This window comes from Micromonospora chokoriensis (genome assembly GCF_000718555.1).
GTDB classification, from domain to species: domain Bacteria; phylum Actinomycetota; class Actinomycetes; order Mycobacteriales; family Micromonosporaceae; genus Micromonospora; species Micromonospora chokoriensis_B.
Window position 1 is genome coordinate 304941 of sequence record NZ_JOAN01000015.1, and the last position, 24263, is coordinate 329203.

Here is a 24263-nt window from a genome sequence, read left to right on the forward strand (position 1 = left end):
GGTGGCCCGGCGGCCTAGCTGATCAGCGAGGTGAGGAAGTCACCGAAGCCCTGGAACATCGCGATCAGCGCGGCCCCGATCGCCCGGAACATCTGTGCGGCACCGTCCGGCCGGAAGGCCACGAAGTAGATCAGGAACGCGACACTGCCCCAGGTCAACAGTTTCTTCACGAATACCGGCATCGTCCCTCCCCAGGGCCACGGTCGCCGGATGGCTTCCCGTCGTGCGGCCGGGCAAACGGTGCGCGGCGGGGCCTGGTGGCCGGGGGAGACGCGTCAGAGGTAGAGGCCGGTCGAGTCGTTCTCGATCCGCTCGGCGGCCACGGCGTGCACGTCCCGCTCTCGCAACAGCACGTAACCGCGGCCGTGCAGCTCGACCTCGGAGCGCTCGTCCGGGTCGAAGAGCACCCGATCGCCGGAGACGATGGCGCGGACGTTCGGCCCCACCCCTACCGCGGTGGCCCAGGCGAGGCGCTTGCCGACCGCGGCGGTCGCCGGAATGACGATGCCAGCGGTGGAGCGGCGTTCGCCCTCGCTGCCCTCCATGCGCACCAGCACGCGGTCGTGCAGCAGGCGGATCGGCAGGCCGGCGTCGAGATCGTTGTCGACGGTCACGCCGCAGACGCTACCGTGTGGCCGACGGCGGCCCGCCGGTGGTTACGCCGGAGGTGGCCGGGGCATTGTGTGGCTGAACTGCCCTACGGTGTCGGGAACGGACGTATGCTGTCCGACCTGTCACCGTTGGTGGGCCGGGTTTCACTGCCAGGAGGTGCGCTTGAGCCGCTTCGAGCGGGTACGCGGGCGGCTTCGCCGCGCCTACCAGTCACGACAGGAGTCGGCGCGCGCCGACGAGGGCACGCCGAGTGACGCGTTGAACGACGCGTTGACCGACGCGTCGGAGGCGGCCCGGGTGGCGTCACCGGCCGTGCCGGGGCCGACCGCGCCGCCGAGCGCCACGGTCCACGGCGCGGAACCTCCGGTGAACCTGCACAGCTCCACCTCCAGTCGAGACGACGCCGACGTGCCGCACGGGCTGCGGATCGCCGCCGCGTGGTGCTGGCGACTGATCGTGATCGGTGTGGTGGCCTGGGCGCTGCTCAGGATCGTCGGCACGATCAAGATCGTGATCATTCCGCTGGCCATCGCGCTGCTGCTCTCCGCGCTGCTCGCGCCGGCGGTGGGTTGGCTGCTGCGGATTCGACTGCCTCGCTCGATGGCGACGGCGGTGGTGCTGGTCGGCGGTCTGGCAGCGGTAATCGGCACGCTGACGCTTGTGGTCAACGAGTTCATCCGCGGCGTACCGGAGTTGAGCGAGAAGTCGTCGGAGGGTGTCCGGCAGATCCAGAACTGGCTGAAGACGGGCCCGCTGCACCTCTCCGACACCCAGCTCGACCGCTACATCGACGAGGCGCAGGCCTGGATCAACGACAACACCTCGAAGTTCACCAGCGGCGCGCTGAGCACCGCCGCCACGCTGGCCGAGGTGCTCACCGGCACGTTGCTGGTGCTCTTCGCGACGTTCTTCTTCCTGCGCGACGGCAACCGGATCTGGCGCTTCCTGGTCCGGCTGCTGCCGGTCGCCGCCCGGTGGAAGGTCGACGACGCCGGCCGGGCCTCCTGGCACACGCTCGGCGCCTACGTCCGCGCGACAGTGCTTGTCGCCTTCATCGACGCGGTCGGGATCGGCATCTTCCTGGTCATCTTCGACATCCCGTTCGCCTTCCCGCTGGCCGCGCTGGTCTTCCTCGGCGCGTTCATCCCGATCGTCGGTGCGGCGCTCTCCGGTGGCGTGGCGGTGCTGGTGGCACTCGTCGACAGCGGCCCGGTCACCGCGCTGATCATTCTCGGTGTGGTGATCGGCGTTCAGCAGGTGGAGGGCCACATCCTCCAACCGCTGATCATGGGACGGGCGGTCGCTCTGCACCCGCTCGCGGTGATCATCGGCATCGCCGCAGGTGTCGTACTCGCTGGCATCACCGGCGCGCTGGTCTCCGTGCCGCTCATCGCGGTGCTGAACACTGCGGTCCGCAGGCTCGCCGCCCGCAGGGTCCCCGACACCCCACCCGACGCCGTAGTAGTCGCCTCCCAGGCCCCCTAGACCCGCGGGACGCCGAGAGGTGTGTCAGGAGGTGGCGAGGCGTTTCAGGGCGCCTCGGGCTACTTCGGGGCGGGTCGTGTACCAGAACGGTGGCAGCGAACGGCGCAGGAACGGCCCGTAGCCTCGGGCCGTCTCCAGCCGGGAGTCGAGCACCGCGACCACGCCCCGGTCGCCGGTCGCGCGGATCAGTCGGCCCACGCCCTGCGCCAGCCGCACCGCCGCGATCGGCACGCTCACCGCCGAGAAGCCGGAACCGCCACCGGCGTCCACGGCAGCCGCGCGGGCAGCCGCCAGCGGCTCGTCCGGGCGGGGGAAGGGCAGCCGGTCGATGACGACGAGCTGGCAGGCGTCACCCGGCACATCCACCCCCTGCCAGAGCGACATCACCCCGAACAGGCAGCTGGCGCGCTCCTCGCGGAAGCGACGGACCAGCAGCGGCAGCGCCTCCTCGCCCTGAAGCAACACCGGCAGGTCGGTCCGTGCGCGCACCAGCTCCGCGGCCTGCTGCGCGGCCCGCCGGGAGGAGAAGAGCCCGAGAGTACGACCACCGAGCGCCTCGACCAGCCCGAGCAGCTCCTCTCCGGCAGCCTCGGGTAGCCCGGAGACGCTGGGGCGGGGGAGGTGCGCGGCGACGTACAGGATGCCCTGGCGGGCGTAGTCGAACGGCGAACCGACGTCGAGTGACCGCCACCCGGGGCCCTCGGTGGCTGGTACGACGGCGTTCGGGGTGACGTCGCCAGCGAGGCGACGGCCCGGAATCTCGGCGGCCGGACGGCCCGGCCCGGTGCGGGCCGCCAGCGCGGCGGCGGCGGGGGTCGGCGGGGCGGGCGGTGGCGCGTCCAGCCCGAGGGCCCGGGCGACCGTGTCGAATCGGCCGCCCAGCGCCAGGGTCGCCGAGGTGGCGACGACGGTGCGTTCGTCGTACAGGTGGGTGGCGAGGGTGCCGGCCACCGACAGCGGCGCGACCACAAGCGCCCGGCGGCTGCCGCTGTCGTTCTTCTCCACCCAGGCCACGTCGTGGTCGGCCTCCTCCAGCAGCCGCTGAGCGGTGGTGGAGAGCTCGTCAAGTGCGGCCTTGGCCTGCTGCTTGCGGACCGGGTCGGGGTCATCGGACTTGACGTCGCCGATCGCGTCCAGGGCGGTGCGGGTCGCCGCGTCGAGCAGCGTGCACGCCTCCCGCAACGGGGTCGGCAACCCGGCGGTGATCCGCCCGGCCGGCGCCTCGGCCAGCCCGACCGCGAGGGCGTCGCCGGCGGCGGTGAGAGCCTCGGCGGTCTCCGGCCGCAGCAGCGTTCGGGCCCGCCGGGTGGTCCGGTCGATCAGCTCCGGCACCAGCTCCGCCTGAGCCGCCGAGGAGACCCGGTCGGCCAGCTCGTGCGCCTCATCGACGATGAGCAGCTTGTGCGGCGGCACGATGTGCCGGTCGGCGAGCATGTCGACCGCGAGCAGGCTGTGGTTTGTCACCACGATGTCGGCCTCCCGGGCGCGGGCCCGCGACGCCTCGGCGAAGCACTCCTGCCCGAACGGGCAACGGGTCGCGCCGACGCACTCCCGAGCCGGCATCGACACCAGCCGCCAGGCCTGGTCGTCGACGCCCGGGTCCAGTTCGTCCCGGTCGCCGGTGGCGGTCTTCTCGGCCCAGTCGCGCAGCCGTTCGACCTGCTTGCCCAACCGGCCCGCCTCACCGAGCCACTTCGTCCCGCCGCCGGGGCGGGCCGCGGGGGCGTCGAAGAGAGTGTCCTCCGGCTCCTCCTCGGTGGAGTTGTCCAGGCGAGCCAGGCAGAGGTAGTGGTGGCGGCCCTTGAGCACGGCGAACGTGGGCCGGCGGCCGAGCACCGGCTCGACCGCGTCGGCGAGCCGGGGCAGGTCGTGGTCGACCAGCTGGGACTGCAACGCCAGGGTGGCGGTGGAGACCACCACCGGGCCGTCCACGGTGAGCGCCGGCGCGAGGTAGGCCAGCGACTTGCCGGTGCCGGTGCCGGCCTGCACGAGCAGGTGCTCGCCGCCGGCCACGCACTCCTCGATCGCCGTGGTCATCTGCAGCTGGCCGGGGCGTTCCGCGCCGCCGGGCACCGCGCCGACCGCCGCTGCCAGCAGCTCCGTGCCGCTGGGCCGGGCACCCCGCCGCCGACCCTTGGCACGGGCCGACGGGGTAGCGGAACCGGTGGCGGTGCGGGGCGGAGTCACCGTGCGACGGTACCCGGCGCCGCCGACACCGAGCGCGCCCATCCGCCGCGTGGCGCGATGTCGGCCCGGCCGGGCGGTTGCGGCCGACACCGTCCGGTTACGGCCGCACTACGACGTGTGGGCGGCATCGGTTAGGGTGCGAATCATGCCGAGCGACATGGTCCGAGTGATCTACCGCAAGTACGACGGCAGCGCCCACCGCGACTACCCGGCCCGCCGTCTCACCGAGGACGATCTCGGCATCTGGCTCGGCGTGCCCGAGGGCACCGAGTCGGTCTACCACGGCCGGCCCTCGGTGGAGAAGATCCCGTTCGTGCTGCTGGTGCCGCATCGGGCGTGGTGGACGGCAATGTTCAACCCACCGCCGCGCACCAGCGAGGTCTACTGCGACATCACCACCCCGGCGCGCTGGGAGTCCGACGACACCGTCCACCTGATCGACCTGGACCTGGACGTCGTGCGGCGTCGGGCCACCGGGCTGGTGGAGCTGCTCGACGAGGATGAGTTCGCCGAGCACCGGGCTCGGTTCGGCTATCCGGACGAGGTGGTTGCCGAGGCCGAGGCCACGGCCCAACGGCTGTTCGGGGCCCTCGGCGACGGCACCGAGCCGTTCGCCACCGCGTACCGCAAATGGTTGGCCCTGGTGGTCTGACGCCGCAGGCTCTCGGCGGGCGGATTGGCGGTGGGTGGGCGATGATCCGTTGATGAGCGCACCCCAGCAAGTGCGGATCGTGGCCCCGGACGGCGGCTCCGTGCGGGAGTTGCTGCAGGTCACCGCGCCGGTGGATCTCGGCGCGATCGATCCGCGGTCCATGCCCGGCCTGCCGGCGCCGGCAGGCCGTGGCGAGCGCCGTAAGACCTGGGCGCGGGAGCAGGTGGAGTTGGTCGGCGACGAGTTGGGCCGGCAGCAGGAGATGCTCTTCGCGATGGCCAAGACCGGGTCGGACCGGCCGGCGCACCGGGTGCTGCTGGTGCTCCAGGCGATGGACTGCGGTGGCAAGGACGGCACGATCAAGCGGGTGGCCGGCGCGATGAACCCGCTGGGCCTGCACATCCGCTCGTTCGGGCCGCCGACCCGGCAGGAGTTACGGCACGACTTCCTCTGGCGGATTCGCCGGGAGCTGCCGCCGCCGGGGTACGTGGGGATGTTCAACCGTTCGCACTACGAGGACGTGTTGATCGCCCGGGTCGGCTCGCTCGTGCCCGAGACGACCTGGCGAGCCCGCTATGACGAGATCAACTCGTTCGAGCGGGAGCTGACCGAGGGCGGGGTGACCCTGGTCAAGGTGATGCTGCACATCTCGTACGCCGAGCAGGGCCAGCGCCTGCTGGACCGGCTCACCGACCCGCGCAAGCACTGGAAGTACAACCCCTCCGACCTCGATTCGCGGGCGCACTGGGACGACTACCAGGCCGCGTACACCGAGGCCCTCAGCCGGTGCGGCACGGACGCCGCGCCGTGGTTCGTGGTGCCGGCGGACCGCAAGTGGTACCGGGACTGGGCGGTGGCCCACCTGCTGCGTGAGACGTTCGACACGCTTGATCTGGGGTATCCGGCTGCCGATTTCGACGTGGCGCGGGAGCGAAAGCGCCTGCTGGCTGGGGGAGCGGCTGTGGGCGGGATCGCCGAGATGAACGGCAGGTGAACGAGCGGTGAATGGCGCCTGGCCAGGGGTGGGCCGGCGAATTCATGGTTCTGCCGTTTCCTAGCATTCACCGAGCGGACGCTCATCGGGCGCCGCCACCCTTCCACCGACGCGACGAGGTCTGTGCTGTGAAGTTTTCCTTCCGCCCCACCGAGGGCGCCTTCTACGAGCTCTTCACCAGGGCCGCGCAGAACCTGGTCCGGGGCACCGCACTGCTCAACGAGCTGGCCCTGCCCGGTGTGGACGTGCAGTCCGTCAGTGAGCGGTTGACCGAGGTCGAGCACGACAGCGACCAGATCACCCACGAGCTGTACAAGAAGATCAACTCTACCTTCATCACGCCGTTCGACCGGGAGGACATCTACCGGCTCGGCTCGCTGCTGGACGACGTCATGGACCACCTGGAAGCGGTCGGCGACCTGCTCTACCTGTACGGGCTGACCGAGCTTCCGGCGCTGCCGCGCGAGCTGCACGAGATGGTGAACGTGCTCGACCAGCAGGCCAAGCTGACCGCCGACGCGATGCCCCGGCTGAAGTCGATGAAGGATCTTGAGGACTACTGGATCGAGTGCAACCGGCTGGAGAACGAGGGTGACCGGATCAACCGGCAGCTGCTCGTCCGCCTCTTCTCCGGTGAGTACGACGCGTTGACGGTGCTGAAGATGAAGGAGGTCGCCGACGAGCTGGAGGCCGCCTGCGACGCCTTCGAGCACGTGGCCAACACAGTCGAGACCATCGCCGTCAAGGAGTCCTGAGCCGGTGACCTTCACACCCGAACTCATCGCCGTGCTGGCGGTGATCGGGGTAGCCCTGGCGTTCGACTACACCAACGGCTTCCACGACGCCGCCAACGCGATCGCGACAAGTGTCTCCACCCGGGCGTTGACCCCCCGGATCGCTCTCGGGCTCGCCGCGGTCGGCAACTTCGTCGGCGCCCACTTCGGCGCCGGCGTGGCCAAGACCGTCGGCGATGGCCTGGTCACCCTCCCCACCGGGGTGAGCAGCCTCGGCGTGGTCTTCGCCGGAGTGCTCGGGGCGATCGCCTGGAACCTGATCACCTGGTACTTCGGTCTGCCCTCGTCGTCCTCACACGCGCTCTTCGGCGGCCTGGTCGGCGCGACCCTGCTCTCCACCGGCGGCCTGGTGCAGTGGGGCAACATCGGCGAGAAGGTGCTGTTGCCGATGGTGCTGTCGCCGATCGTCGGCCTCACCCTCGGTTACCTGCTGATGCTTGCCATCCTCTGGCTGTTCCGGAAGGGCCAGCCGGGCAAGCTCAACCGGGGCTTCCGCTGGGCGCAGACCGCCTCGGCCGCCGCCATGTCGGTCGGTCACGGCATGCAGGACGCCGCCAAGACCATGGGCATCGTGGTGCTGGCGCTCTACACCGGTGGCTTCCAGGAGAGCAAGACGCACATCCCGGGGTGGGTGTTCTGGACCTCGGCGACGATGCTGGCACTCGGCACGTACGCCGGCGGTTGGCGGATCATCCGTACCCTCGGTCGCAAGATCATCGACCTGGGGCCGCCGGAGGGCTTCGCTGCCGAGACCGTCGCCAGCGCGGTGCTCTACTTCAACGCCCTGGTGCTGAAGGCGCCGATCTCCACCACCCACACCATCACCTCGGCGATCATGGGCGTCGGCGCGACCAAGCGACTCTCCGCGGTCCGCTGGAACGTCGCCGGCAACATCGTGCTCGCCTGGATCATCACGTTCCCGGCCGCCGCACTGATCGCCTGCATTATGTACCTGCTGGTCCGGCCGCTCTTCGGCTGAGTTTCGCAGAAGGGCCCCCGGTCACGGTCTCGCCGTGGCAGGGGGCCCTTGCCCTATTCAGACGTAGCGCACGCCGATCTGCTCGCGGACCGTGTCCAGCAGGGTCATCACCTCAAGGGTCGTGGCGTGCGGCACCAGCGGGCTCTCGAGCAGCCCGGCGGCCAGGCAGCGCTGCACCTCGATCGCCTCGTACTGGTAGCCGTTGCCGGCCTCGTCCGCGGTGATCGTCTCCGGCTCCGCGCCGGCCCGGTGCAGGGTCAGCGAACCCGGCCGGAAGAACGGCTCCGGCAAATCGATCCGACCGGTGCTGCCGGTGATCGAGGCGGACAGGTTCGTCGCCCCGACCATGCCGCAGCTCAGGGTCGCCAGCGCGCCGCTGTCGTAGCCGAACAGGATGCCGGTGTTCTCGTCCGTACCCTCCGGACCGAGCTGCGCCCAGGACCGGACGTGCTGCGGCACGCCGAGCAGCAGGTGGGCCAGGCTGATCGGGTAGACCCCGAGGTCGAGCAGGGCGCCGCCGCCCAGCGCCGGGTTGCGCATCCGGTGCTCCGGCGGGAACGGCCCGGCCACCCCGAAGTCGGCCCGGACGCCGCTCACCGTGCCGATCGCCCCCTGCGCGATCAGCTCGACTGCGCGCAGGATGAGCGGGTTGGTGCGCATCCACATGGCCTCCATCAGGAAGACCCCGGCGGCGCGAGCCGTCTCCACCAACTCGGTGCTGGTGGCCAGGTCCAGGGTGAACGGCTTCTCCAACAGCACCGCGCGCCCGGCGGTCAGGCAGGTCATCGCCGCCTCGTAGTGCGCGGCGTGCGGGGTCGCCACGTAGATCGCGTCCACCTCCGGGTCGGCGGCCAACTCCGCCCAGGAGCCGTAGGCGCGCTTCGCGCCGTACGTGTCGGCGAAGCGCCGCGCGCTGTCCGAGGTGCGGGAGCCGACCGCGACCAACTCGGCGTCCGGCACCAGCCGGAGGTCTTCGGCGAAACGGCTGGCGATGTGGCCGGTGGCCAGGATGCCCCAACGAGTCATGCGCGGAACGCTAGCCGAGCCAGATGAACCGCCCGCTGCCCGGCCCGCCCGCTCGCCGGCCGTCCGCGCTGCCCGCAGCGTGATCAACACGAGGTCGGCGATGTCGCGGTATCCCCGCCGGATGCCCCGATTCCGCCGATCTTGAGTCGATCAAGCCCTCGCCTGGCGGATACCCCGAGCGAGTCATCACCTAGGCGCGTGCCCGGTAGCCAAATGAGGCCGAGCTGGAGTGTCACAACCAACAGAAGGCACACCGGTGGACAGGCTCTGGTGAGCAGGAGTCGTTGGCAGGCGGAGGCTCACCGCTAGGCCCAGGCCGGAACAGATGAAGAAGGCCGCGACCCAGGCATCCTCCGAAAACGCCGGGATGGCGAGCAACGCAGACACGACGGCAACCAGCAGCCGCACCAGGATGCCGTTGCGAGCGCCGGTCGCCCAAGCCGCCGCAATCAACGCTGAGCCACCCATCCAAGCCAAGGAGCTGTAGCAGGGGCCGGCGAGGAGGACACCACCTACCAGCCAGCGAATGTCGACCGTCTCACCCGATGCGAGACTTTGCGTGAGGCTGAGCAACACCTGCGCCATTGAGATGACTGCCACCGAGATCGGCCCATTCCACAAGAACCACGCGACCCCCCAGCCAAGCCCGGTTTCGCCATGTGTCTCTGTCTCCAACAGCCCACCCTCGACCAATCGCTGAGCCCTTGCGGCAAGCCCACACGGTCGAATTAAGAACAGCAAGTGCGCGTGATGAAGCGCTCACGCCGATCACGAGGCAAGCGTTTCCTACGGCTACGTTCGGGCTACACCTGGTCGCTGAGTTGCGCGACGAAGGCGCGCCAAGTCTTCGGGGCGAAGGTGAGTGCCGGACCGGTCGGGTCCTTCGAGTCCCGCACGGCCACGACGTCGGGAAGGTTGTCGGCGACCTCGACACAGTCACCGCCGTTGGAGCTGCTGCGCGTGCTTTTGCGCCACTGTGCGCCAGTCAGGTCAGCCATGCTCTTGCCTTCAGGAAGTCGATGGTGTGGCGACGCGGGAGTGCCACCGACCGCAGCGTATCCCAGATGGTCCAGAGCGCGGCGGTGTCATTTGTCAGCCGTCCGGCCGCCTGGTCGTCCAGGTACGCAACGTCGCCATCGTCGGTCGTCGCGATGACGAACGGCCCTGCTTGCCCGGGATGGATGCCCGCGTCCAAGGGCAGCACGTGCAGGAGGATGTTGGGCCGCTGGGCCATCTTGACCAGATGGTCAATTTGCGGGTGCATGACGGCAGGGTCTCCGCGGCGAAGGGCGAACTCATCGATGACCGCAACGAAGAGCGGCGGTTTGCGCCTTTCGAGGACGGCTCTCTGCCGGCGCAATCGCGTTTCGACGTAGTCCGCGACCTCGTCCGGCCCGAGCAATCCGCTGCTCAGCACCACCGAGGCGTACTCGGGGGTCTGCAGTAGACCGGGGATCACCGCCACTTGAAAGGCGCGCAGTGACGTCGCCTGTAGCTCTGTCTCGACCCATGGGCGCAACCACGCCGGTTCACGTCGCTTGAAGACGTCCGGCCAAATGTCCTCAACTTCGCGGCCGAGAGCCTTGGCGGCGGCGGCGCGGTGGCGTGGGTGAGGGACACGCCCTGGCGTAATCCATCGGGCGACCGTCTTCGGATCAACGCGGACCTGCTCGGCAAGGCTCTCAACAGTCTCGCCCGTGTCGGCCATCGCTGCTCGTAGCGCCTGATTCATGGTCGTCTCCCGAAGGACGTCTTTGACGTCTCTAGAACCTATAGCTACAGGGTGTAGCCGTCCAGCCTCAGAAAGCGATGGTGGTCCTCGTGGGACAGCGTGAGCCGGTGGGGCCAAAAAGCTGACAGGGGGAGACCGTGCCGAACGAGCGACCGAAGCCCATAAACCAGCCGTCTACATCGCCACCGGCTCGACCGACCCGGCTCCTCGACCCGCCGTTCCGCGGGTTAAGGCGGGGCACGCGGGCGAACCGCGTTCCGGACCACCACTGGGGCCCGGAGTCCGGCCTCCAGTTCACGGCCGGGGACGTGGTCAGCCTTACCCGCGCAGCGAGCCCGCAGTTCATGCGCCCGCTGACCGTCCGGATCATTCGCGAGTTGACCGATCGGCATCCACCGTACGGATGGACGTGGATTGAGGGTTACGAGCTGAACCCCAAGGGCGTGGCGTTGGCGAAGCGCGAGTTGTTCGTCCTGCGTGAGGGCGTGCGCTGGCTCGTCGCGGCACCGCCTGCCTCGGGCCCGTCAACCGCCCGCCGGGGTTCGGCAAGGACCGCAAGGGCCGACCGATGACCCGCCGCGATCACGACCACCTTCCCGCTCGGCCCACGTGGCGATGCAGGGCTTGTGGGATCGCTTGGCCCTGCTCAGCCGCGAAGCTTCGCCTGCTGGGCGAGTACCGGACCGACCGCTCGGGCCTGCTCGTCTACCTCTCAATCCTTCAGGCGGAGGCCGCTTGCCATCTCGCCGAGCTGAATCCGAGCGCCCCTCCTGCCGAACTGTTCGAGCGCTTCGTGGGCTGGGCGCGCGCCCGGTAGCGCCACCTGCGGACACTAGGCTCGCGGGCATGACGATCGACAGTGACGGCTTCGCCGCCCCGGCCGCCCTGGTCGAGCACGCCCGCCGGTTCCAGGCCGAGGGTGGCACCCCGGCGACGCCGCGGGTCGCGGCCACCGTGTTGCTGCTGCGTCCGACCGACGCCGACTTCGAGGTGTACGTCATCCGCCGGGTCGCCGCGATGACCTTCGGCGGGATGTACGCCTTCCCTGGAGGCGGGGTGGACCGCTCCGACTCGGAGGCGCACCTGGACTGGGCCGGCCCGCCGCCGAGCGAGTGGGCCCAACGGCTCGGCGTGGCACCGCAGGCCGCGCAGGCGGTGGTCTGCGCCGCCGCGCGAGAGGTCTTCGAGGAAGCCGGCGTGCTGCTGGCCGGTCCGGACCGGACGACAGTGGTGGGTGACGTCAGCGGCGACGACTGGGAGGCGGCCCGGCAGGACCTGGAGGGACGCCGGCTCGGCTTCGCCGCGCTGCTCGCCGACCGTCAGCTCACCCTCCGGTCCGACCTGCTGCTGCCATGGAGCCGGTGGATCACACCCGAGTTCGAGCCGCGCCGCTTCGACACGTACTTCTTCGTCGCCCTGTTGCCGGCCGGGCAGCGGACCCGGGACGTCTCCGGCGAGGCCGACCACACCCTGTGGATCCGGCCGGCGGACGCGCTGGCCCGGGCCCAGGCCGGCGAGCTGACCATGCTGCCACCGACCCTGGTCACGCTGGCCCAGGTGGCGGCGGCCGGCGACCTGGCCGGGGTGGCTCGCGCGGCGGCCGATCGAGACGCCGCCACCCCGGTAACCCCGCGCCTGGACCTCCCGGCCGACGGGGAACCCCGCTTTGTCCTTGGGTAGACGAGCAGAACCGGTGGGGTGGAGGGCACTCCTGGTGCCCTCCAGCCAGCGGACTCAGAAGTCGCAGTAGACGTCTGCCGCACCGACCGTGACGGTGATGTAGGCAGAGCTCGCGTAGCCGTCGTAGTCGCTCAGGTAGTACCACTTGACGCCGGAGCTGTTGACGTAGCAGCCGATCTGGACGACCGTCCCGTCGTACAGCCGCTTGATCACCGCGCCTGCCGAGCCCGGCAACGTGCGGACTGCGAGCCCAACGGGGTTCGCGTTGTGCACCTTTCCTGCCGCAATGGCGGCCTGGGCGGGTGATGCTGCCAGCCCCACCATCGCCAGCGCAGCAACCGCCCCGACGGCTGCCCGTACCTTCATTGAACGCATGTGGATCCTCCCCAGTTCGACTGCGTTGCGCATTGATCAAATCACTCAACGCATCGCTGTAGGGAAAAGTCTGAATTAATGGAGGGTGAAGAGTCGATCAAGCTCGATGCCGCTGAGGTTGCTGTGGATACGCGAAGAGGCGCCGGTCAGGTCGACCGACGCCCCTTCGTGGACCGGGAGCCAGCGGCTCAGCCGAAGCGGCCGGTGATGTAGTCCTCGGTCTTCTTCACGCTCGGGTTGCTGAAGATCTTCTGGGTGTTGTCGTACTCGATCAGCCGGCCCGGGTCGCCGGTCTTCTCGATCGAGAAGAAGGCGGTCCGGTCGGAGACCCGTGCGGCCTGCTGCATGTTGTGCGTCACGATGATGATCGTGAACTTGTCCTTGAGCTGGAACATCAGGTCCTCGATCGCCAGCGTGGAGATCGGGTCCAGGGCGGAGCACGGCTCGTCCATCAGGACGACCTGCGGCTCGACCGCGATGGTCCGGGCGATGCAGAGCCGCTGCTGCTGACCGCCGGAGAGGCCCGCGCCGGGCTTGCCCAGCCGGTCCTTGACCTCGCCCCACAGGTTCGCGGCGCGCAGGGCCTTCTCGGCCGCGTCCTCCAGGATCGACTTCTTGCGGACCCCGTTGAGCTTCAGCCCGGCCACCACGTTCTCGAAGATGCTCATGGTGGGGAACGGGTTCGGCCGCTGGAAGACCATGCCGATCGTGCGCCGGACCGCGGTGACGTCCACGTCCCGGTCGTAGATGTCCTGGTCGTCGATGGTCAGGCTGCCCTCGACCCGGGCCCCCGGCAGCACCTCGTGCATCCGGTTGATCGACCGCAGGAACGTGGACTTACCGCAACCGGACGGCCCGATGAGGGCGGTGACCGTCTTCGGCTCGACCGTCAGGTTGATGTTCTCGATCGCCTTGAAGCCGCCGTAGTACGCGGTGACGTTCGTGGCTGAGACGCGCTTGGCCATGGTGGTACCTCCGGGGTTCATCGGCTGAGCCTGTTGCGGCGAGCCAGCAGCTTCGCCGCGATCGTCAGGATGAGCACGAGGGCGACCAGGGTGAGTGCCGCGGTCCACGCCCGTGCCGGTGCGTACTTCGACGCGTCACCGGCCTGCTGGTAGACGAAGAGGGACAGCGACGACTGGTTGTTCTCGAAGGGGTTCGCGTTGATCGCGGCGCCGCCGCCGGCGACCAGAAGGACCGGCGCGGTCTCGCCGGCGGCGCGGGCGATGGCGAGCATGACGCCGGTGACGATGCCGGGCAGCGCCGTCGGCACCACCACCCGCAGGATGGTCTTCCACTTGGGTACGCCGAGCGCGTAGGCGCCCTCGCGCAGTGGTGCCGGGACGAGGCGGAGCATCTCCTCGGTGGACCGGACGATTGTGGGCAGCATGAGCACGCTCAGCGCGAGCGCGGCGGCGAAGCCGGAGAAGCTCGGCCGGCCGTCGTTGAACCACGGCGACACGACCAGCACCCAGAACGCCAGCACGAAGAGGCCGGAGACGATCGACGGGATGCCCGTCATCACGTCCACGAAGAACCGGATCGCGAAGGCGAACTTGCCCCGGCCGTACTCGACGATGTAGATCGCGCAGAGGATGCCGAGCGGCACGGTGATCAGGGCGGCGATGCCGACCTGCTCCAGGGTGCCGACGATCGCGTGGTACGCGCCGCCGTTCGCGTCCCGGGCCCCGATGTTGTTCATCGAGGTCTGGAAGAAGTTGCCGTCCAGCCGCTCGGTGCCCTTGCTCACCAGCGTCCAGACCACGGACACGAGCGGCAGCACCGCCAGCACGAACGCGGAGTGGATCAGCGCGCTCCAGGTGCGGTTGCGGGCCGACCTGCGCCCCTCGACCGCGGTGGCCGCGGCGAAGAGCCCGACCAGGTAGAGCACCGCGCCGAGGGCGACCACGAGAACCGGGCCGCCGATGTCGGTGCCGTAGACGAGCGCGGCGGAGAGCGCCAGGGCCGCCACGGCGATGGCCGGTGCGGCGTACCAGGGCAGCCGCTTGGCCCGCAGCGAGGCGGGCTGGGCCGGCGGTTGGGTGCGGTGGGAGGTGACGGTTGTGGTCATGCGGCCGACTCCGTGAACTCCCGGCGGCGGTAGATGATCGCCCGCGCCGTGATGTTGACGATCAGCGTGATCGCGAAGAGCACCAGACCGGAGGCGATGAGCGCGCCTCGGCCGGTCTCGTTCGCCTCGCCGAACGCGTTGGCGATGTTGGCGGCGATGGTGTTGCCGCCGTTCTGGATCAGGTTGAACGAGATGCCGAAGGTGATGCCGAGGGTCAGCGCCAGGGCGATGGTCTCGCCGAGCGCCCGCCCGAGGCCGAGCATCGTCGCGGCGATGATGCCGGGGCGACCGTAGGGGAGCACCGCGGTGCGGAGCATCTCCCAGCGGGTGGCGCCCAGGGCGAGGGCGGCCTCCTCGTTCGCGGTCGGCGTCTGCAGGAACACCTCGCGGGAGAGCGAGGTGATGATCGGCAGCACCATGATCGCGAGCACCAGGGCGCCCAACATGACGGACGCGCCGAACGGGCCTTCGCCGCCGAAGAGCGGGATCCAGCCGAAGTGGTGGTTCAGCCAGACCGAGAAGTCCCGCACCGGGCTGCTGAAGATGTCCCGCCCCCAGAGGCCGAAGACCACGCTCGGCACGGCGGCGAGCAGGTCGACCAGGAAGCCGAGCGCGGTGCCCAGCCGGCGGGGCGCGTAGTGCGAGAGGTAGAGCGCGATGCCCAGCGCCACCGGCACTGCCATGAGCAGCGCCAGCGCCGAGCTGAGCACGGTGCCGAAGGCGAGCGCGCCGATGCCGAACTTTGGCTGCGGATCGTTGGGGAACCAGCCCTCGTAGGACCAGAAGTTCTCTGTGTTGGCGCGTAGGGCCGGCACCGCCTTGGCGATCAGGAAGATCGCGATGGCGGCGATGATGACCAGAACCGTTGTGCCGGCGGCCAGTGTGAGACCGCGGAAGGCCCGCTCGGCGCCGAACTTCCGGCTGCGCGGCAGCGCGCCGCCGCCGCCCAGCCCGGTGCCACCAGGGGATCGGGTGCTGACTGGTGCCTCGGCCATACGCGCCGAGGCACCGGCGGGCCGCTCGTGACTCTGAGTCACGCGCGTCCCACCGGTGCCGGCGTCGGCCGAGCGGTGAGGGGTTTCACCCATCTGCTCGCTCGATTCGGGTTGGTTGGGTCAGGAGAGGTTCTTGACCGCGGTCTCGACCTTGGCGCGAACCGTCTCCGGCAGCGGGGCGTAGCCCAGGTCGGTCAGCGAGTTCTGGCCCTCGGTGCTGGCGGCGTAGCCCAGCAGACCCTTGACCAGCTTGAGCTTGTCGGCCGCGAGGCCCTTGCTGCAGACGATCTCGTACGTCGCCAGGACGATCGGGTAGGCCCCGGCCTCCTTGGTGTTGTAATCGATCTTCAGCTTGAGGTCGTCGCCCTGACCCTCAACAGCGGCACCGGCGATGGTCTTCCCGGCCGACTCGGCGGTCAGCGCGGCGAACTCGCCAGCGCCGTTGCCGATCTTGGTCATCTTCAGGCCGGCGTTCTCGGCGAAGGACCACTCCATGTAGCCGATGGAGCCGTCGGCAGCCTTGACCTTGCTGGCCACGCCGTCCGAGCCCTTGGCACCGGTGCCGCCCGGGGCCTTCCATGCCTTGGCGTTGCTGAAGGTCCAGTCCGCCTCGGCGGTCTTCGAGAGGAACTTGGTGAAGTTGTCGGTGGTGCCCGACTCTTCCGACCGGTGGACGGTCTGGATGGTGGTCGCCGGGAGCGTGGCACCCGGGTTGTCGGCCTTGATCGCCGCGTCGTCCCACTTGGTCACCTTGCCGGCGAAGATCTTCGCCAGGGTGGCCGGCTTGAGCTGCAGGTTGTCCACGCCGCTGATGTTGTAGGCGACGGCCACCGGGCCGATAACCATCGGCAGGTGGATGGCCTTGCCACCGACGCACTTGGCGTCGGCCTGCGGCTGCTCCTCCGGCTTGAGGGCGGAGTCGGAGCCGGCGAAGTCGGCGGTGCCCGCCTTGAAGGCTTCGACGCCGGCGCCGGAGCCGGTGGGCTCGTAGTTGATCGTGGAGCCCTGGCACTTCTGCTGGTACGCCTTGATCCACTCGGCCATGGCGTTCTTCTGCGCCGACGAGCCCTGGGCGTTCAGCGTGCCGGTGGCGCAGTCGACCGCGGCGGCCGAGCCCGAAGCGCTGGCGCCGGGAGTGGGCTCGTTGTTGTCCGAGCCGCATGCGCTGAGACCGAGCGTCGCAGCAAGAGCGAGGCCGGCAATCGCGCCGTACCGCTGGAGCTTCACCTGAGGGGTTTCCCTTCGCGTCTGACTTGGCACCCCGATCCCGGGGCCCGAGGACCGGCAGTGACCGGCTGACACGAAAGTTAGAAGTGCCAGGTAGCCGGTTCGCCGGTCGCAAGTGAACGCAAGGTGAACACGTACGGCCGTCAAGGTGACCGGTCGCTGAGGGTGAGTTGTCCGTTAAGTGAACCGGGGTACGCCTGTCGGAAGTATGGGCATATTTCCGGTTAGGCGTTATATCCCCGACGCCCCGCCGTTATCCCCCGGTGACCCGGTCGGGACGACGGTCGGCCGGTCAGCCGAGGTGGTAGTTGATGTGCGCGGACCAGCGGGCGAAGCCGAGCCGTTCGTAGAGCGCGACCGCCCCGGCGTTCGACTCGTCGACGTAGAGCATCACCCGGTCCAGACCGCGCTTGTCCCGCAGATGTGCCAGCCCAGCGGTGGTCAGGGCCCGGCCGAGCCCGCCGCCGTGCGCGGTTGGCTCCACACCCAGGACGTACACCTCGCCGATGCGGGCCGACCCGGGGCGCTCATGCACCTTGGTCCAGTGGAAACCGAGCAGCCGGCCGGTGGCGGTCTCCTCGGCGAGCAGGAAGCCGGCCGGGTCGAACCACGGCTCGGCGAGGCGGACCCGCAGGTCGTCGGAGGTCCACCGCCCCTGCTCGGGGTGCTCGGCGAAGGCCCGTGCGTTGAGGGCCAGCCAGGCCGCGTCGTCCGCCCCGGGCCGGTACGCCCGCAGCGCCACCCCGTCGGGCAGGCGCGGCTCGCCCAGCGGAGCGGCCAGTGGTCGGCGCAGCTGCCAGAGCACCCGGGCCCGGGTGAACCCGAGGTCGACGCCGAGCGCCGCCGCCGAGGGGTGGTCGCCGTGCGCCCACGCCCGCAGCGGCCCGGTGGCCGAGGCGAGTACGCCCCGGGCGAGCGCCCGCCCGGTGCCCCGTCGGCGGTACGCGGGGTGCACCACCAGCTCGACCCCGATCCCGCCGACCGGGTCGGTGGTGTCCAGATGGGCGTACCCGGTGAGCGTGCCGTCGTCGGCGCGGGCGATCAGGTGCACGGCGGGGGCGTCGGGGTCGCGCAGCCGGAGCAGGACGTGCTCGTCGAGCGGGTCAGCTCCGTCGGTGTCGCCCGCGGCGCTGGCGAGGGCCAGCACGTCGGCGATCTCCGCCGACGCCAGTCGGTCGGTCCGGGTCACCTGGTCGCTGGTCGGCTCCGCGCTGCTCATTGGGCCACCGTATCCGTTACGTGTCGTGCCGCCCGGACCGTCGCCGTAAAGCTGCGGCTCACGTCGGGTCGGTGGGGAGGGCCTCCAGCTCGAACCGCGCGGTCAGGTCGGGCAGGATCCGGCGCAGCGCGTCCACCGTGCCCTGGCGGTCCCCGCCGGCGTCGTGCAGCAGTACTACCGAGCCCGGTGCGGCCTGGGTCAGCACCGTCGCGGTGATCTTGCTGGCTCCGGGCAGATCCCAGTCCGATGGATCCACCGACCAGTGCAGCGGGGTCATGCCGAGCTGCCGGGCCACCGACACCACCGGGTACGTCCAGGCCCCGCCCGGCTGGCGGTACCAGACGATCGGCGCGTCCGGCACCGCTGCCCGGATCGCCGCGTTGGTGCGCAGGAGGTCGGTGCGGATCGCGTCGGCCGACCGGGCGCCCAGGCCGACGTCGTGGTGCCAGGAGTGGTTGCACAGGGTGTGCCCGTCGTTCACGATCGACTGGACCAGGTCGGGGTGGTTCTGGGCGTTCTCGCCGACCACGCAGAACGTGGCCCGCACGTCGTACTCGCGCAGCAGGGCGAGGACCTGCGGGGTGTAGCGCGGGTCCGGTCCGTCGTCGAAGGTCAGCGCGAGCCGTGGGCTGCCGGTGGTGGCGTGCGCGCCGAACAGCTTGTCGCCGCCGGCGTCCTGGCCGGATCCGTCCTGGCCGGTCTCGGCCGGGCCGGCATCGCTGCTGGCGCTCGCGCTGGCGCGAGGGGCGCCGCCGGGCTCGCCAACGCTGGGCTGGTCGGCGTAGTGCGGCCCGTCGGCGCTCGTGGTGACCCCGGTGGCGTCTCGTGGGGCCTGGTCGGGGACGAGGCTGCGACCCAGCACGTACGCCGAGCCGAGCAGCCCCGCCACCACAAGCGTCACGATCCCCGCGGCCCGCGCGGTCGAACTGCCCCGCGTCACGACTTCCGCCTGGCTCGCCGGTCAGCCCGGCCCGTCGCCCCCGTGTTCAGTGCGCGCACCGTCACCCCTTTCTCCGACAAACCCGGCAGTCAGAATAGAACCGCCAAGCTGCGCAAAAAGGGCATATGGGAAATCGTCCAGGGTGGTCCGCGGATCAGACCGGCAGGGGTGCGTGCTCCGCCTCGGGCAGCGACCGCGACGGCGGAACGACGAACTTGTAGCCGACCTGGCGAACGGTGCCGATCATCGACTCGTACTCCGAGCCGAGCTTGGCGCGCAGTCGCCGGACGTGCACGTCTACCGTGCGGGTGCCGCCGAAGTAGTCGTAGCCCCAGACCTCACGCAGGAGCTGGTCCCGGGTGAACACCCGGCCGGGGTGCTGGGCCAGGAACTTCAGCAGCTCGAACTCCTTGTAGGTGAGGTCGAGCGGACGGCCCTTGAGCTTGGCCGCGTAGGTGTCCGGGTCGATCGTCAGCTCGCCGGCCCGGATCGAGCCACCCGCGCCAGCCGTCGCGTTGCTGAGCCGGCCCACCGCCAACCGCAGCCGCGCTTCCACCTCAGCCGGGCCGGCCGAGGCGAGAATGACGTCGTCGACACCCCAGTCGGCGTTCAACGCGATCAGACCGGCCTCGGTCACCACCGCGACCAGCGGCACGCCGAGCCCGGTGGCGTGCAACATTCGGCAGGTCGCTCGGGCCTCGCTCAACTCCGATCGAGCGTCCACCATCACCGCGTCCGGGCTGGGGCCCGCGACCAGGGTGCGAACGTCACGCGGCGCGGTGCGGACCGAGTGCGGCAGCAGGTCGAGTGCCGGCAGCACAGCCGACGGTTCACCTGCGCGCGCGGTCACCAGCAGCAGGATCTCCACGATCACCTCCGTCCCGGCGGCACGTGGCCGCACGCGACCAGTCGCACTCATCAAGGAGCGCGCTGAGAAATTGCGTGGTCCCGGCGTCGCTGACGGGCGGGTAACGCGTTGAGCGTAACCGATCGCCTCGGCCGCGCCGTCAGGTCATTTCCTGTTTGTCTAGCTTGCCCCTGATCGTGGCATGGATTTTAACGTCGTTGAAACCCGTGGCCACCGCCTCGGGCGGTCGGTCTGGCACGATCGGGTCGTGTTTCCCTCCACCTCGCCCGAGGCCGGCCGCGAATCGTGGCCCGCCGGGCCCCATCCGGGCCCGGCCGCCGCACCGACCCGTGGCCACCCGCCCGCGCCGCGGACCGGCCCGGCCACCACCGATGGCGATCACCGCGAACGGGGTGGGCCTCGCCGTGCCCGTCGCTCCGGCGAGCCGGCCCGCCGATCCGAAGACGAGATCGACGAGCCGGAAGAGGAGGTCATCCCCCCGGTCGAGGTGCGCCGCCAACTGGCGCTGACCATCGCCGGCTTCGCCGCGCTGCTCGGTGTCGGCCTGGTGCTCGGCGCGCAGACGTCGGGCCCCGGCAACCGGCTGCCGTTCGCCTTCATCATCTTCGGCGTCCAACTGCTGTTCGTGCTCGCCTGGACGATGGCCATGCGTCCGCCCGCGTTGCTTGTGGTCGCCGGGATCAGCGCCGCGGTCGCGGCGTTCGCCGACATCGCCGCGGTCCAGAGCGACGTCGCCGGCCTGGCACCGCTGGGTTTCCTGGCTGCTGGCGGGTTCCTCGCCGCGGTGCTCGGCCAGTTGGTTCGCCGGGTCGACCGGGTCCGGGTCACCGACTCGCTCGGCGCCACGCTGCTCATCGTGGTCGGGGTGGTGGCCTTCGGCACCCTGATCGTGCTCAGCCGGATTCCGGCCGGCACCCAGGCGATCACCGTCTGCCTGACCGCGAGCGGCGTCGCGCTGACCGTCGCCCGACTCACCGACGCCGTGCTGCCCTGGCCCCGGCTGGCCCCACAGGTGCCCCGGGGTGCCGCTGGCGTGGTGGCCGGCGCGATGGTCGGCACGCTTACCAGCGCTCTGCTCGGCAGCTACCTGGTCGCCCCCTTCACGCCGACCCGGGCCGCCGTGATCGGCCTGGTCGCGGCAGTCACCGCCGTCCTCTCCGACCTCGCCGTGGGGTACGCGGAGGCGGGCCGGCTGATGGCCGGGGAACCGCCCACGATGTGGGTGGCCCGGCACATGCAGGGTCCGCTCGGCGGCTTCGCCCTGGCGGCACCCGCCGCGTACGCGATGTGCATGCTCTTCCTCTGAGCCACGGTTGAGCGCCGAGCCGGTCGGGTACCTACGGGTGCGCCGCCCGGCGGCATCGGTACGGACGACCCGTCGCGGCGCGACGGGCGAAGACAGGAGGCGGCGTGGCGCAGGACTATCCGGCGTACGAGGCGCGACCCCGACGGCGTGGCCGCAAGCTGCTGATCGGGCTGTTCGTTCTGCTCCTGCTGCTGGCGGGGTTGCTGGTGGTCGCCGACCGGGTGGCGGTCGGGGTGGCCGAGCGGATGATCGCCGACCGGGTCGGTCAGGAGGTCACCAAGCAGGGTGCGCAATCCGCCGCGCCGGAGGTGCAGGTGGCCGGAACTCCGTTCCTCACCCAGGTGCTCGATGGCCGTTACGAGCGGATCTCGATCAAACTGCGGGACGTGCAGGCCCCGGTCGAGGGCGACACCGTCCGGCTGCCGGTGCTCGATGTGACCGCCCGCAACGTGCGGGCCTCACTGGACACCCTGCGCACCGGCCAGGGTGACGTCGTGGCGGACACCGTCAACGGCACCGGCACGATCAGTTACGACAGCCTGGCCGCGTTGCTGAAGCGTCCTGGGCTCAAGCTCGGCGAGCAGAACGGCAAGCTCGCCGTCACGGCCCCGGCCGACATCCTCGGTCAGAAGCTCACCATCAGCGGCACCGCCGACGTCACCGTCGCCGACAACGGCGCTGTTGCCCTGCGCTTCAACGACCTGGACGCCGCGGGTCTGCCGAACCTGCCGTTGGCCCGCGCCTTCCTGAGCAACTACGCGAAGGGCATCTCCATCGACGTCCCCCTCCCGGACCTGCCGTTCCAGCTCGCCGTCCGGGAGGTCCGTGCACTGCCGGAGGGGCTGGCCGTCACCGCGGACGCGAAGAACGTGCCGATCAACTCCGTTAGCTGAACCCGGGTGCGCCGTGGGACGCCGACTTCCTTGACGGCCCGGGCGATCCCGGATGGTGGTCGGCCCAGTGGCAGCACGGTCACTGACTGGTACGCTCCCTGACCATGGGGACCCACCTCACCAAACGGCGCGCGGTCGACCTGTGCCGCGTGGCCACCTGCCTGTGTCGCCCCGTCATCTGACGGCGGGGCTGTCTCCGGCCGCCTGACGGCGGCCACCGGCACAGGGTTCTCGCACCCTCCGGTCATCCCACCGAACGCCCGGCAGCGGCGCCGTCGCACGAACCCGTGATCCCGTCCTTCCGCTGGGTCCCGCGCGTGGTGCGACAGATACATCTATCGATACTCGCGCGTTGGCTCACCATCCATCCTCACCAGGGAGTGATTCGATGAGTCGCGACACCGCACTCGTTTCGGCCGAGTGGGCCGAGAAGAACCTCGACGCCCCGGGCGTCGTCTTCGTCGAGGTCGACGAGGACACCTCGGCCTACGACACCGGCCACATCGCCGGCGCCATCAAGATTGACTGGAAGACCGACCTCCAGGACCAGGTCCGTCGGGACTTCGTCAACAAGACCCAGTTCGAGGCGCTGCTCTCCGAGCGGGGCATCAGCAACGACGACACCGTCATCCTGTACGGCGGCAACAACAACTGGTTCGCCGCCTACGCCTACTGGTACTTCAAGCTCTACGGCCACCGTGACGTGAAGCTGCTCGACGGCGGTCGCAAGAAGTGGGAGCTGGACGCCCGCCCGCTGGTCACCGACGCGGTGTCCCGCCCGGCCACGCAGTACGTCGCGCAGGAGCCGGACACCTCCATCCGGGCCTTCCGCGACGAGGTCGTCGCCGCCATCGGCACCAAGAACCTGGTCGACGTGCGCAGCCCCGACGAGTTCGCCGGTCGCCTGCTCGCCCCCGCCCACCTGCCCCAGGAGCAGGCGCAGCGGGCCGGCCACATCCCCACCGCGATCAGCGTGCCGTGGTCCAAGGCGGCCAACGAGGACGGCACCTTCCGGTCCGACGACGAGCTGCGCAGGATCTACGGCGACGCGGGGCTCGACGACGGCAAGGAGACCATCGCGTACTGCCGGATCGGTGAGCGCTCGTCGCACACCTGGTTCGTGCTCCAGGAGCTGCTGGGTCACCGTAACGTCAAGAACTACGACGGCTCGTGGACCGAGTACGGCTCGCTGGTGGGTGTGCCGGTGGCGCTTGGCGATGAACCCGGGGAGGCCTGATCATGACTCTCCCCATCGCTGCGGGCTGCGCCGCACCGGACCAGGCCGCGCCGCTGCCGGCCGGCTTGGACCTGGAGAAGGAAACCGTCATCACCGGCATCGTCCGCTCCGCGGAGGCCGAGCCGGTGCCCGGCGCGTACGTCCGGCTGCTCGACTCGACGGGTGAGTTCACCGCCGAGGTGGTGACCTCGGCCGCCGGCCAGTTCCGGTTCTTCGCCGCGCCAGGTTCCTGGACGCTGCGGGCGTTGTCCCGACACGGCAACGGCGACACCGCCGTCACTGCCGGCCGAGGTGTCAACGAGGTCGCCGTCACCGTCGCCTGACCCACTGCTCTGATCGACCGGGGCCGGTCACCCTTGCCGGGTGGCCGGCCCCGGTCGTTGCCCCGAAGCGTCGGCACGCCGGAGCGGGTGCCGAAGTCCATCGGCATGCGTCACTATCTACGGGTGGAATTCAGGGATGAGAGTGGCGTGTCCGACGAAGGGATCCCCATCGTCGTCTGCGTGAGCACGGACCTGTCGGTGCGGGATCGGGTGTTGAGCCGACTTGACGGGCTCGCCCCGGTGCTCAGCTGCGCCGACCTGACCGAGCTGCGCGAGCTGCTGTCATCGCCGACGGACCCGGCGTCGGCTGTCGGGCCGGTCCCCCCGGTGGTGCTGCCGCAGGGCCCGGCCGAGTGGGGCGAGCTGGTCGTAGACCGGGCCGGAGGCCGGGTCACCTGGCGTGGCGACCCAGTCCCGCTCACCCCCACCGAACGGGAGCTGCTCGCCCTGCTCATCGGCCCGCCGCTGGTGGTGTGGAGTTACGAACAGCTCTGTGTCTCGGTGTTGGGTGGCACGGACACCGCGGGTCTGCAATCCACGATCAAGCGGCTTCGGCGCAGGCTGCGGGGCCTGCCGGGTGGGCCGCAGGTGCACACCGTGCGCGGGATCGGCTACCGACTCGACCCTCCGCCCCGGCGGGGCGACTGACCTGCCGACCGCCTCCGCCG

General features: G+C 70.3%; 27 protein-coding genes. 12 read left to right on the plus strand and 15 right to left on the minus strand.

All coding sequences use genetic code 11. The features are described from left to right. Positions 1 to 14: 14 nt before the first annotated feature. Both IF46_RS34845 and IF46_RS0121160 read right to left on the minus strand, forming a co-directional pair. Positions 15 to 182, minus strand: coding sequence for a hypothetical protein (locus IF46_RS34845; RefSeq protein ID WP_198041491.1), 168 nt, complete (start codon positions 180 to 182; stop codon positions 15 to 17). 93 nt (positions 183 to 275) lie between these two features. Further along, entirely contained in the window at positions 276 to 614 is a 339-nt protein-coding gene (locus IF46_RS0121160) for a GroES family chaperonin (protein ID WP_030490090.1), read from the minus strand. Positions 615 to 768: 154 nt separating this feature from the next. Between IF46_RS0121160 and IF46_RS0121165 the strand changes: the two genes are divergently transcribed. Then, a complete protein-coding gene (locus IF46_RS0121165; protein ID WP_051724052.1) occupies positions 769 to 2097 on the plus strand; it encodes an AI-2E family transporter in 1329 nt (442 codons plus the stop codon). 24 nt (positions 2098 to 2121) lie between these two features. On the opposite strand, the gene IF46_RS0121170 is transcribed toward IF46_RS0121165, so the two are convergent. Next, a complete protein-coding gene (locus tag IF46_RS0121170; RefSeq protein WP_030490092.1) occupies positions 2122 to 4326 on the minus strand; it encodes an ATP-dependent DNA helicase in 2205 nt (734 codons plus the stop codon). Positions 4327 to 4429: 103 nt separating this feature from the next. Between IF46_RS0121170 and IF46_RS0121175 the strand changes: the two genes are divergently transcribed. The 4 genes from IF46_RS0121175 to IF46_RS0121190 all read left to right on the plus strand — a co-directional run bounded on the left by IF46_RS0121175 (position 4430) and on the right by IF46_RS0121190 (position 7703). Further along, a complete protein-coding gene (locus IF46_RS0121175; RefSeq protein WP_030490093.1) occupies positions 4430 to 4936 on the plus strand; it encodes a DUF402 domain-containing protein in 507 nt (168 codons plus the stop codon). A gap of 52 nt (positions 4937 to 4988) precedes the next feature. After that, the gene (locus tag IF46_RS0121180) at positions 4989 to 5930 is read left to right on the plus strand and encodes a PPK2 family polyphosphate kinase (protein WP_030490094.1); all 942 of its coding nucleotides are present in this window, start codon (positions 4989 to 4991) and stop codon (positions 5928 to 5930) included. Between the two features lie 128 nt (positions 5931 to 6058). After that, positions 6059 to 6685, plus strand: coding sequence for a DUF47 domain-containing protein (locus tag IF46_RS0121185; RefSeq protein ID WP_030327784.1), 627 nt, complete (start codon positions 6059 to 6061; stop codon positions 6683 to 6685). A 4-nt stretch (positions 6686 to 6689) separates the two neighbouring features. Beyond that, positions 6690 to 7703: an inorganic phosphate transporter gene (locus IF46_RS0121190; RefSeq protein ID WP_030490095.1), complete on the plus strand. Its 1014-nt coding sequence runs from the start codon at positions 6690 to 6692 to the stop codon at positions 7701 to 7703. 57 nt (positions 7704 to 7760) lie between these two features. On the opposite strand, the gene IF46_RS0121195 is transcribed toward IF46_RS0121190, so the two are convergent. The 4 genes from IF46_RS0121195 to IF46_RS0121210 form a co-directional block, all read right to left on the minus strand. Then, on the minus strand, positions 7761 to 8729 hold the full coding sequence (locus tag IF46_RS0121195; RefSeq protein WP_030490096.1) for a Gfo/Idh/MocA family protein: 969 nt from the start codon (positions 8727 to 8729) through the stop codon (positions 7761 to 7763). A gap of 186 nt (positions 8730 to 8915) precedes the next feature. Next, positions 8916 to 9404: a hypothetical protein gene (locus tag IF46_RS0121200; RefSeq protein ID WP_157563274.1), complete on the minus strand. Its 489-nt coding sequence runs from the start codon at positions 9402 to 9404 to the stop codon at positions 8916 to 8918. Positions 9405 to 9532: 128 nt separating this feature from the next. Further along, complete coding sequence (locus IF46_RS0121205) at positions 9533 to 9727, minus strand: DUF397 domain-containing protein (RefSeq protein WP_030490098.1); 195 nt, start codon at positions 9725 to 9727, stop codon at positions 9533 to 9535. Further along, positions 9715 to 10461 carry a helix-turn-helix domain-containing protein gene (locus IF46_RS0121210; protein WP_030490099.1) on the minus strand — a complete coding sequence of 249 codons (747 nt, stop codon included), beginning with the start codon at positions 10459 to 10461 and terminating at the stop codon, positions 9715 to 9717. The genes IF46_RS0121205 and IF46_RS0121210 overlap by 13 nt, the downstream gene beginning before the upstream one ends. Positions 10462 to 11307: 846 nt before the next feature. On the opposite strand from IF46_RS0121210, the gene IF46_RS0121215 reads away from it, so the two are divergent. Beyond that, entirely contained in the window at positions 11308 to 12141 is an 834-nt protein-coding gene (locus tag IF46_RS0121215; RefSeq protein ID WP_030490100.1) for an NUDIX hydrolase, read from the plus strand. A 54-nt stretch (positions 12142 to 12195) separates the two neighbouring features. Here IF46_RS0121215 and IF46_RS0121220 read toward each other — a convergent pair whose 3' ends face one another. The 8 genes from IF46_RS0121220 to IF46_RS0121255 form a co-directional block, all read right to left on the minus strand. Continuing rightward, positions 12196 to 12516 (minus strand): SH3 domain-containing protein, encoded by a 321-nt coding sequence (locus IF46_RS0121220; protein ID WP_157563277.1) that lies wholly within the window; start codon positions 12514 to 12516, stop codon positions 12196 to 12198. Positions 12517 to 12704: 188 nt separating this feature from the next. Further along, positions 12705 to 13481: a phosphate ABC transporter ATP-binding protein PstB gene (gene pstB, locus IF46_RS0121225; protein WP_030327780.1), complete on the minus strand. Its 777-nt coding sequence runs from the start codon at positions 13479 to 13481 to the stop codon at positions 12705 to 12707. 17 nt (positions 13482 to 13498) lie between these two features. After that, on the minus strand, positions 13499 to 14587 hold the full coding sequence (pstA, locus tag IF46_RS0121230) for a phosphate ABC transporter permease PstA (RefSeq protein ID WP_030490102.1): 1089 nt from the start codon (positions 14585 to 14587) through the stop codon (positions 13499 to 13501). Beyond that, entirely contained in the window at positions 14584 to 15675 is a 1092-nt protein-coding gene (pstC, locus tag IF46_RS0121235; RefSeq protein WP_030490103.1) for a phosphate ABC transporter permease subunit PstC, read from the minus strand. The genes pstA and pstC overlap by 4 nt, the downstream gene beginning before the upstream one ends. A 27-nt stretch (positions 15676 to 15702) precedes the next feature. Further along, positions 15703 to 16809: a phosphate ABC transporter substrate-binding protein PstS gene (pstS, locus tag IF46_RS0121240; RefSeq protein ID WP_030490104.1), complete on the minus strand. Its 1107-nt coding sequence runs from the start codon at positions 16807 to 16809 to the stop codon at positions 15703 to 15705. 292 nt (positions 16810 to 17101) lie between these two features. Further along, on the minus strand, positions 17102 to 18028 hold the full coding sequence (gene mshD / locus IF46_RS0121245; RefSeq protein ID WP_030490105.1) for a mycothiol synthase: 927 nt from the start codon (positions 18026 to 18028) through the stop codon (positions 17102 to 17104). Positions 18029 to 18086: 58 nt separating this feature from the next. Beyond that, positions 18087 to 18968 (minus strand): polysaccharide deacetylase family protein, encoded by an 882-nt coding sequence (locus IF46_RS0121250; protein WP_030490106.1) that lies wholly within the window; start codon positions 18966 to 18968, stop codon positions 18087 to 18089. A 154-nt stretch (positions 18969 to 19122) separates the two neighbouring features. Next, positions 19123 to 19842, minus strand: coding sequence for a winged helix-turn-helix transcriptional regulator (locus tag IF46_RS0121255; RefSeq protein ID WP_181518701.1), 720 nt, complete (start codon positions 19840 to 19842; stop codon positions 19123 to 19125). A gap of 241 nt (positions 19843 to 20083) precedes the next feature. Here IF46_RS0121255 and IF46_RS0121260 point away from each other — a divergent pair, with 241 nt between their 5' ends. The 6 genes from IF46_RS0121260 to IF46_RS0121280 all read left to right on the plus strand — a co-directional run bounded on the left by IF46_RS0121260 (position 20084) and on the right by IF46_RS0121280 (position 24243). Next, on the plus strand, positions 20084 to 21142 hold the full coding sequence (locus tag IF46_RS0121260; RefSeq protein WP_030490108.1) for a hypothetical protein: 1059 nt from the start codon (positions 20084 to 20086) through the stop codon (positions 21140 to 21142). A gap of 104 nt (positions 21143 to 21246) precedes the next feature. After that, positions 21247 to 22035 (plus strand): DUF2993 domain-containing protein, encoded by a 789-nt coding sequence (locus IF46_RS0121265; RefSeq protein ID WP_030490109.1) that lies wholly within the window; start codon positions 21247 to 21249, stop codon positions 22033 to 22035. Between the two features lie 104 nt (positions 22036 to 22139). Beyond that, positions 22140 to 22217 carry an Ms5788A family Cys-rich leader peptide gene (locus tag IF46_RS35645; RefSeq protein WP_310503780.1) on the plus strand — a complete coding sequence of 26 codons (78 nt, stop codon included), beginning with the start codon at positions 22140 to 22142 and terminating at the stop codon, positions 22215 to 22217. Positions 22218 to 22423: 206 nt separating this feature from the next. Then, on the plus strand, positions 22424 to 23272 hold the full coding sequence (locus IF46_RS0121270; RefSeq protein ID WP_030490110.1) for a sulfurtransferase: 849 nt from the start codon (positions 22424 to 22426) through the stop codon (positions 23270 to 23272). Positions 23273 to 23274: 2 nt separating this feature from the next. Continuing rightward, the gene (locus IF46_RS0121275) at positions 23275 to 23595 is read left to right on the plus strand and encodes a DUF1416 domain-containing protein (protein WP_030490111.1); all 321 of its coding nucleotides are present in this window, start codon (positions 23275 to 23277) and stop codon (positions 23593 to 23595) included. A 192-nt stretch (positions 23596 to 23787) separates the two neighbouring features. Beyond that, on the plus strand, positions 23788 to 24243 hold the full coding sequence (locus IF46_RS0121280; protein ID WP_420063583.1) for a winged helix-turn-helix domain-containing protein: 456 nt from the start codon (positions 23788 to 23790) through the stop codon (positions 24241 to 24243). Positions 24244 to 24263 lie beyond the last annotated feature (20 nt).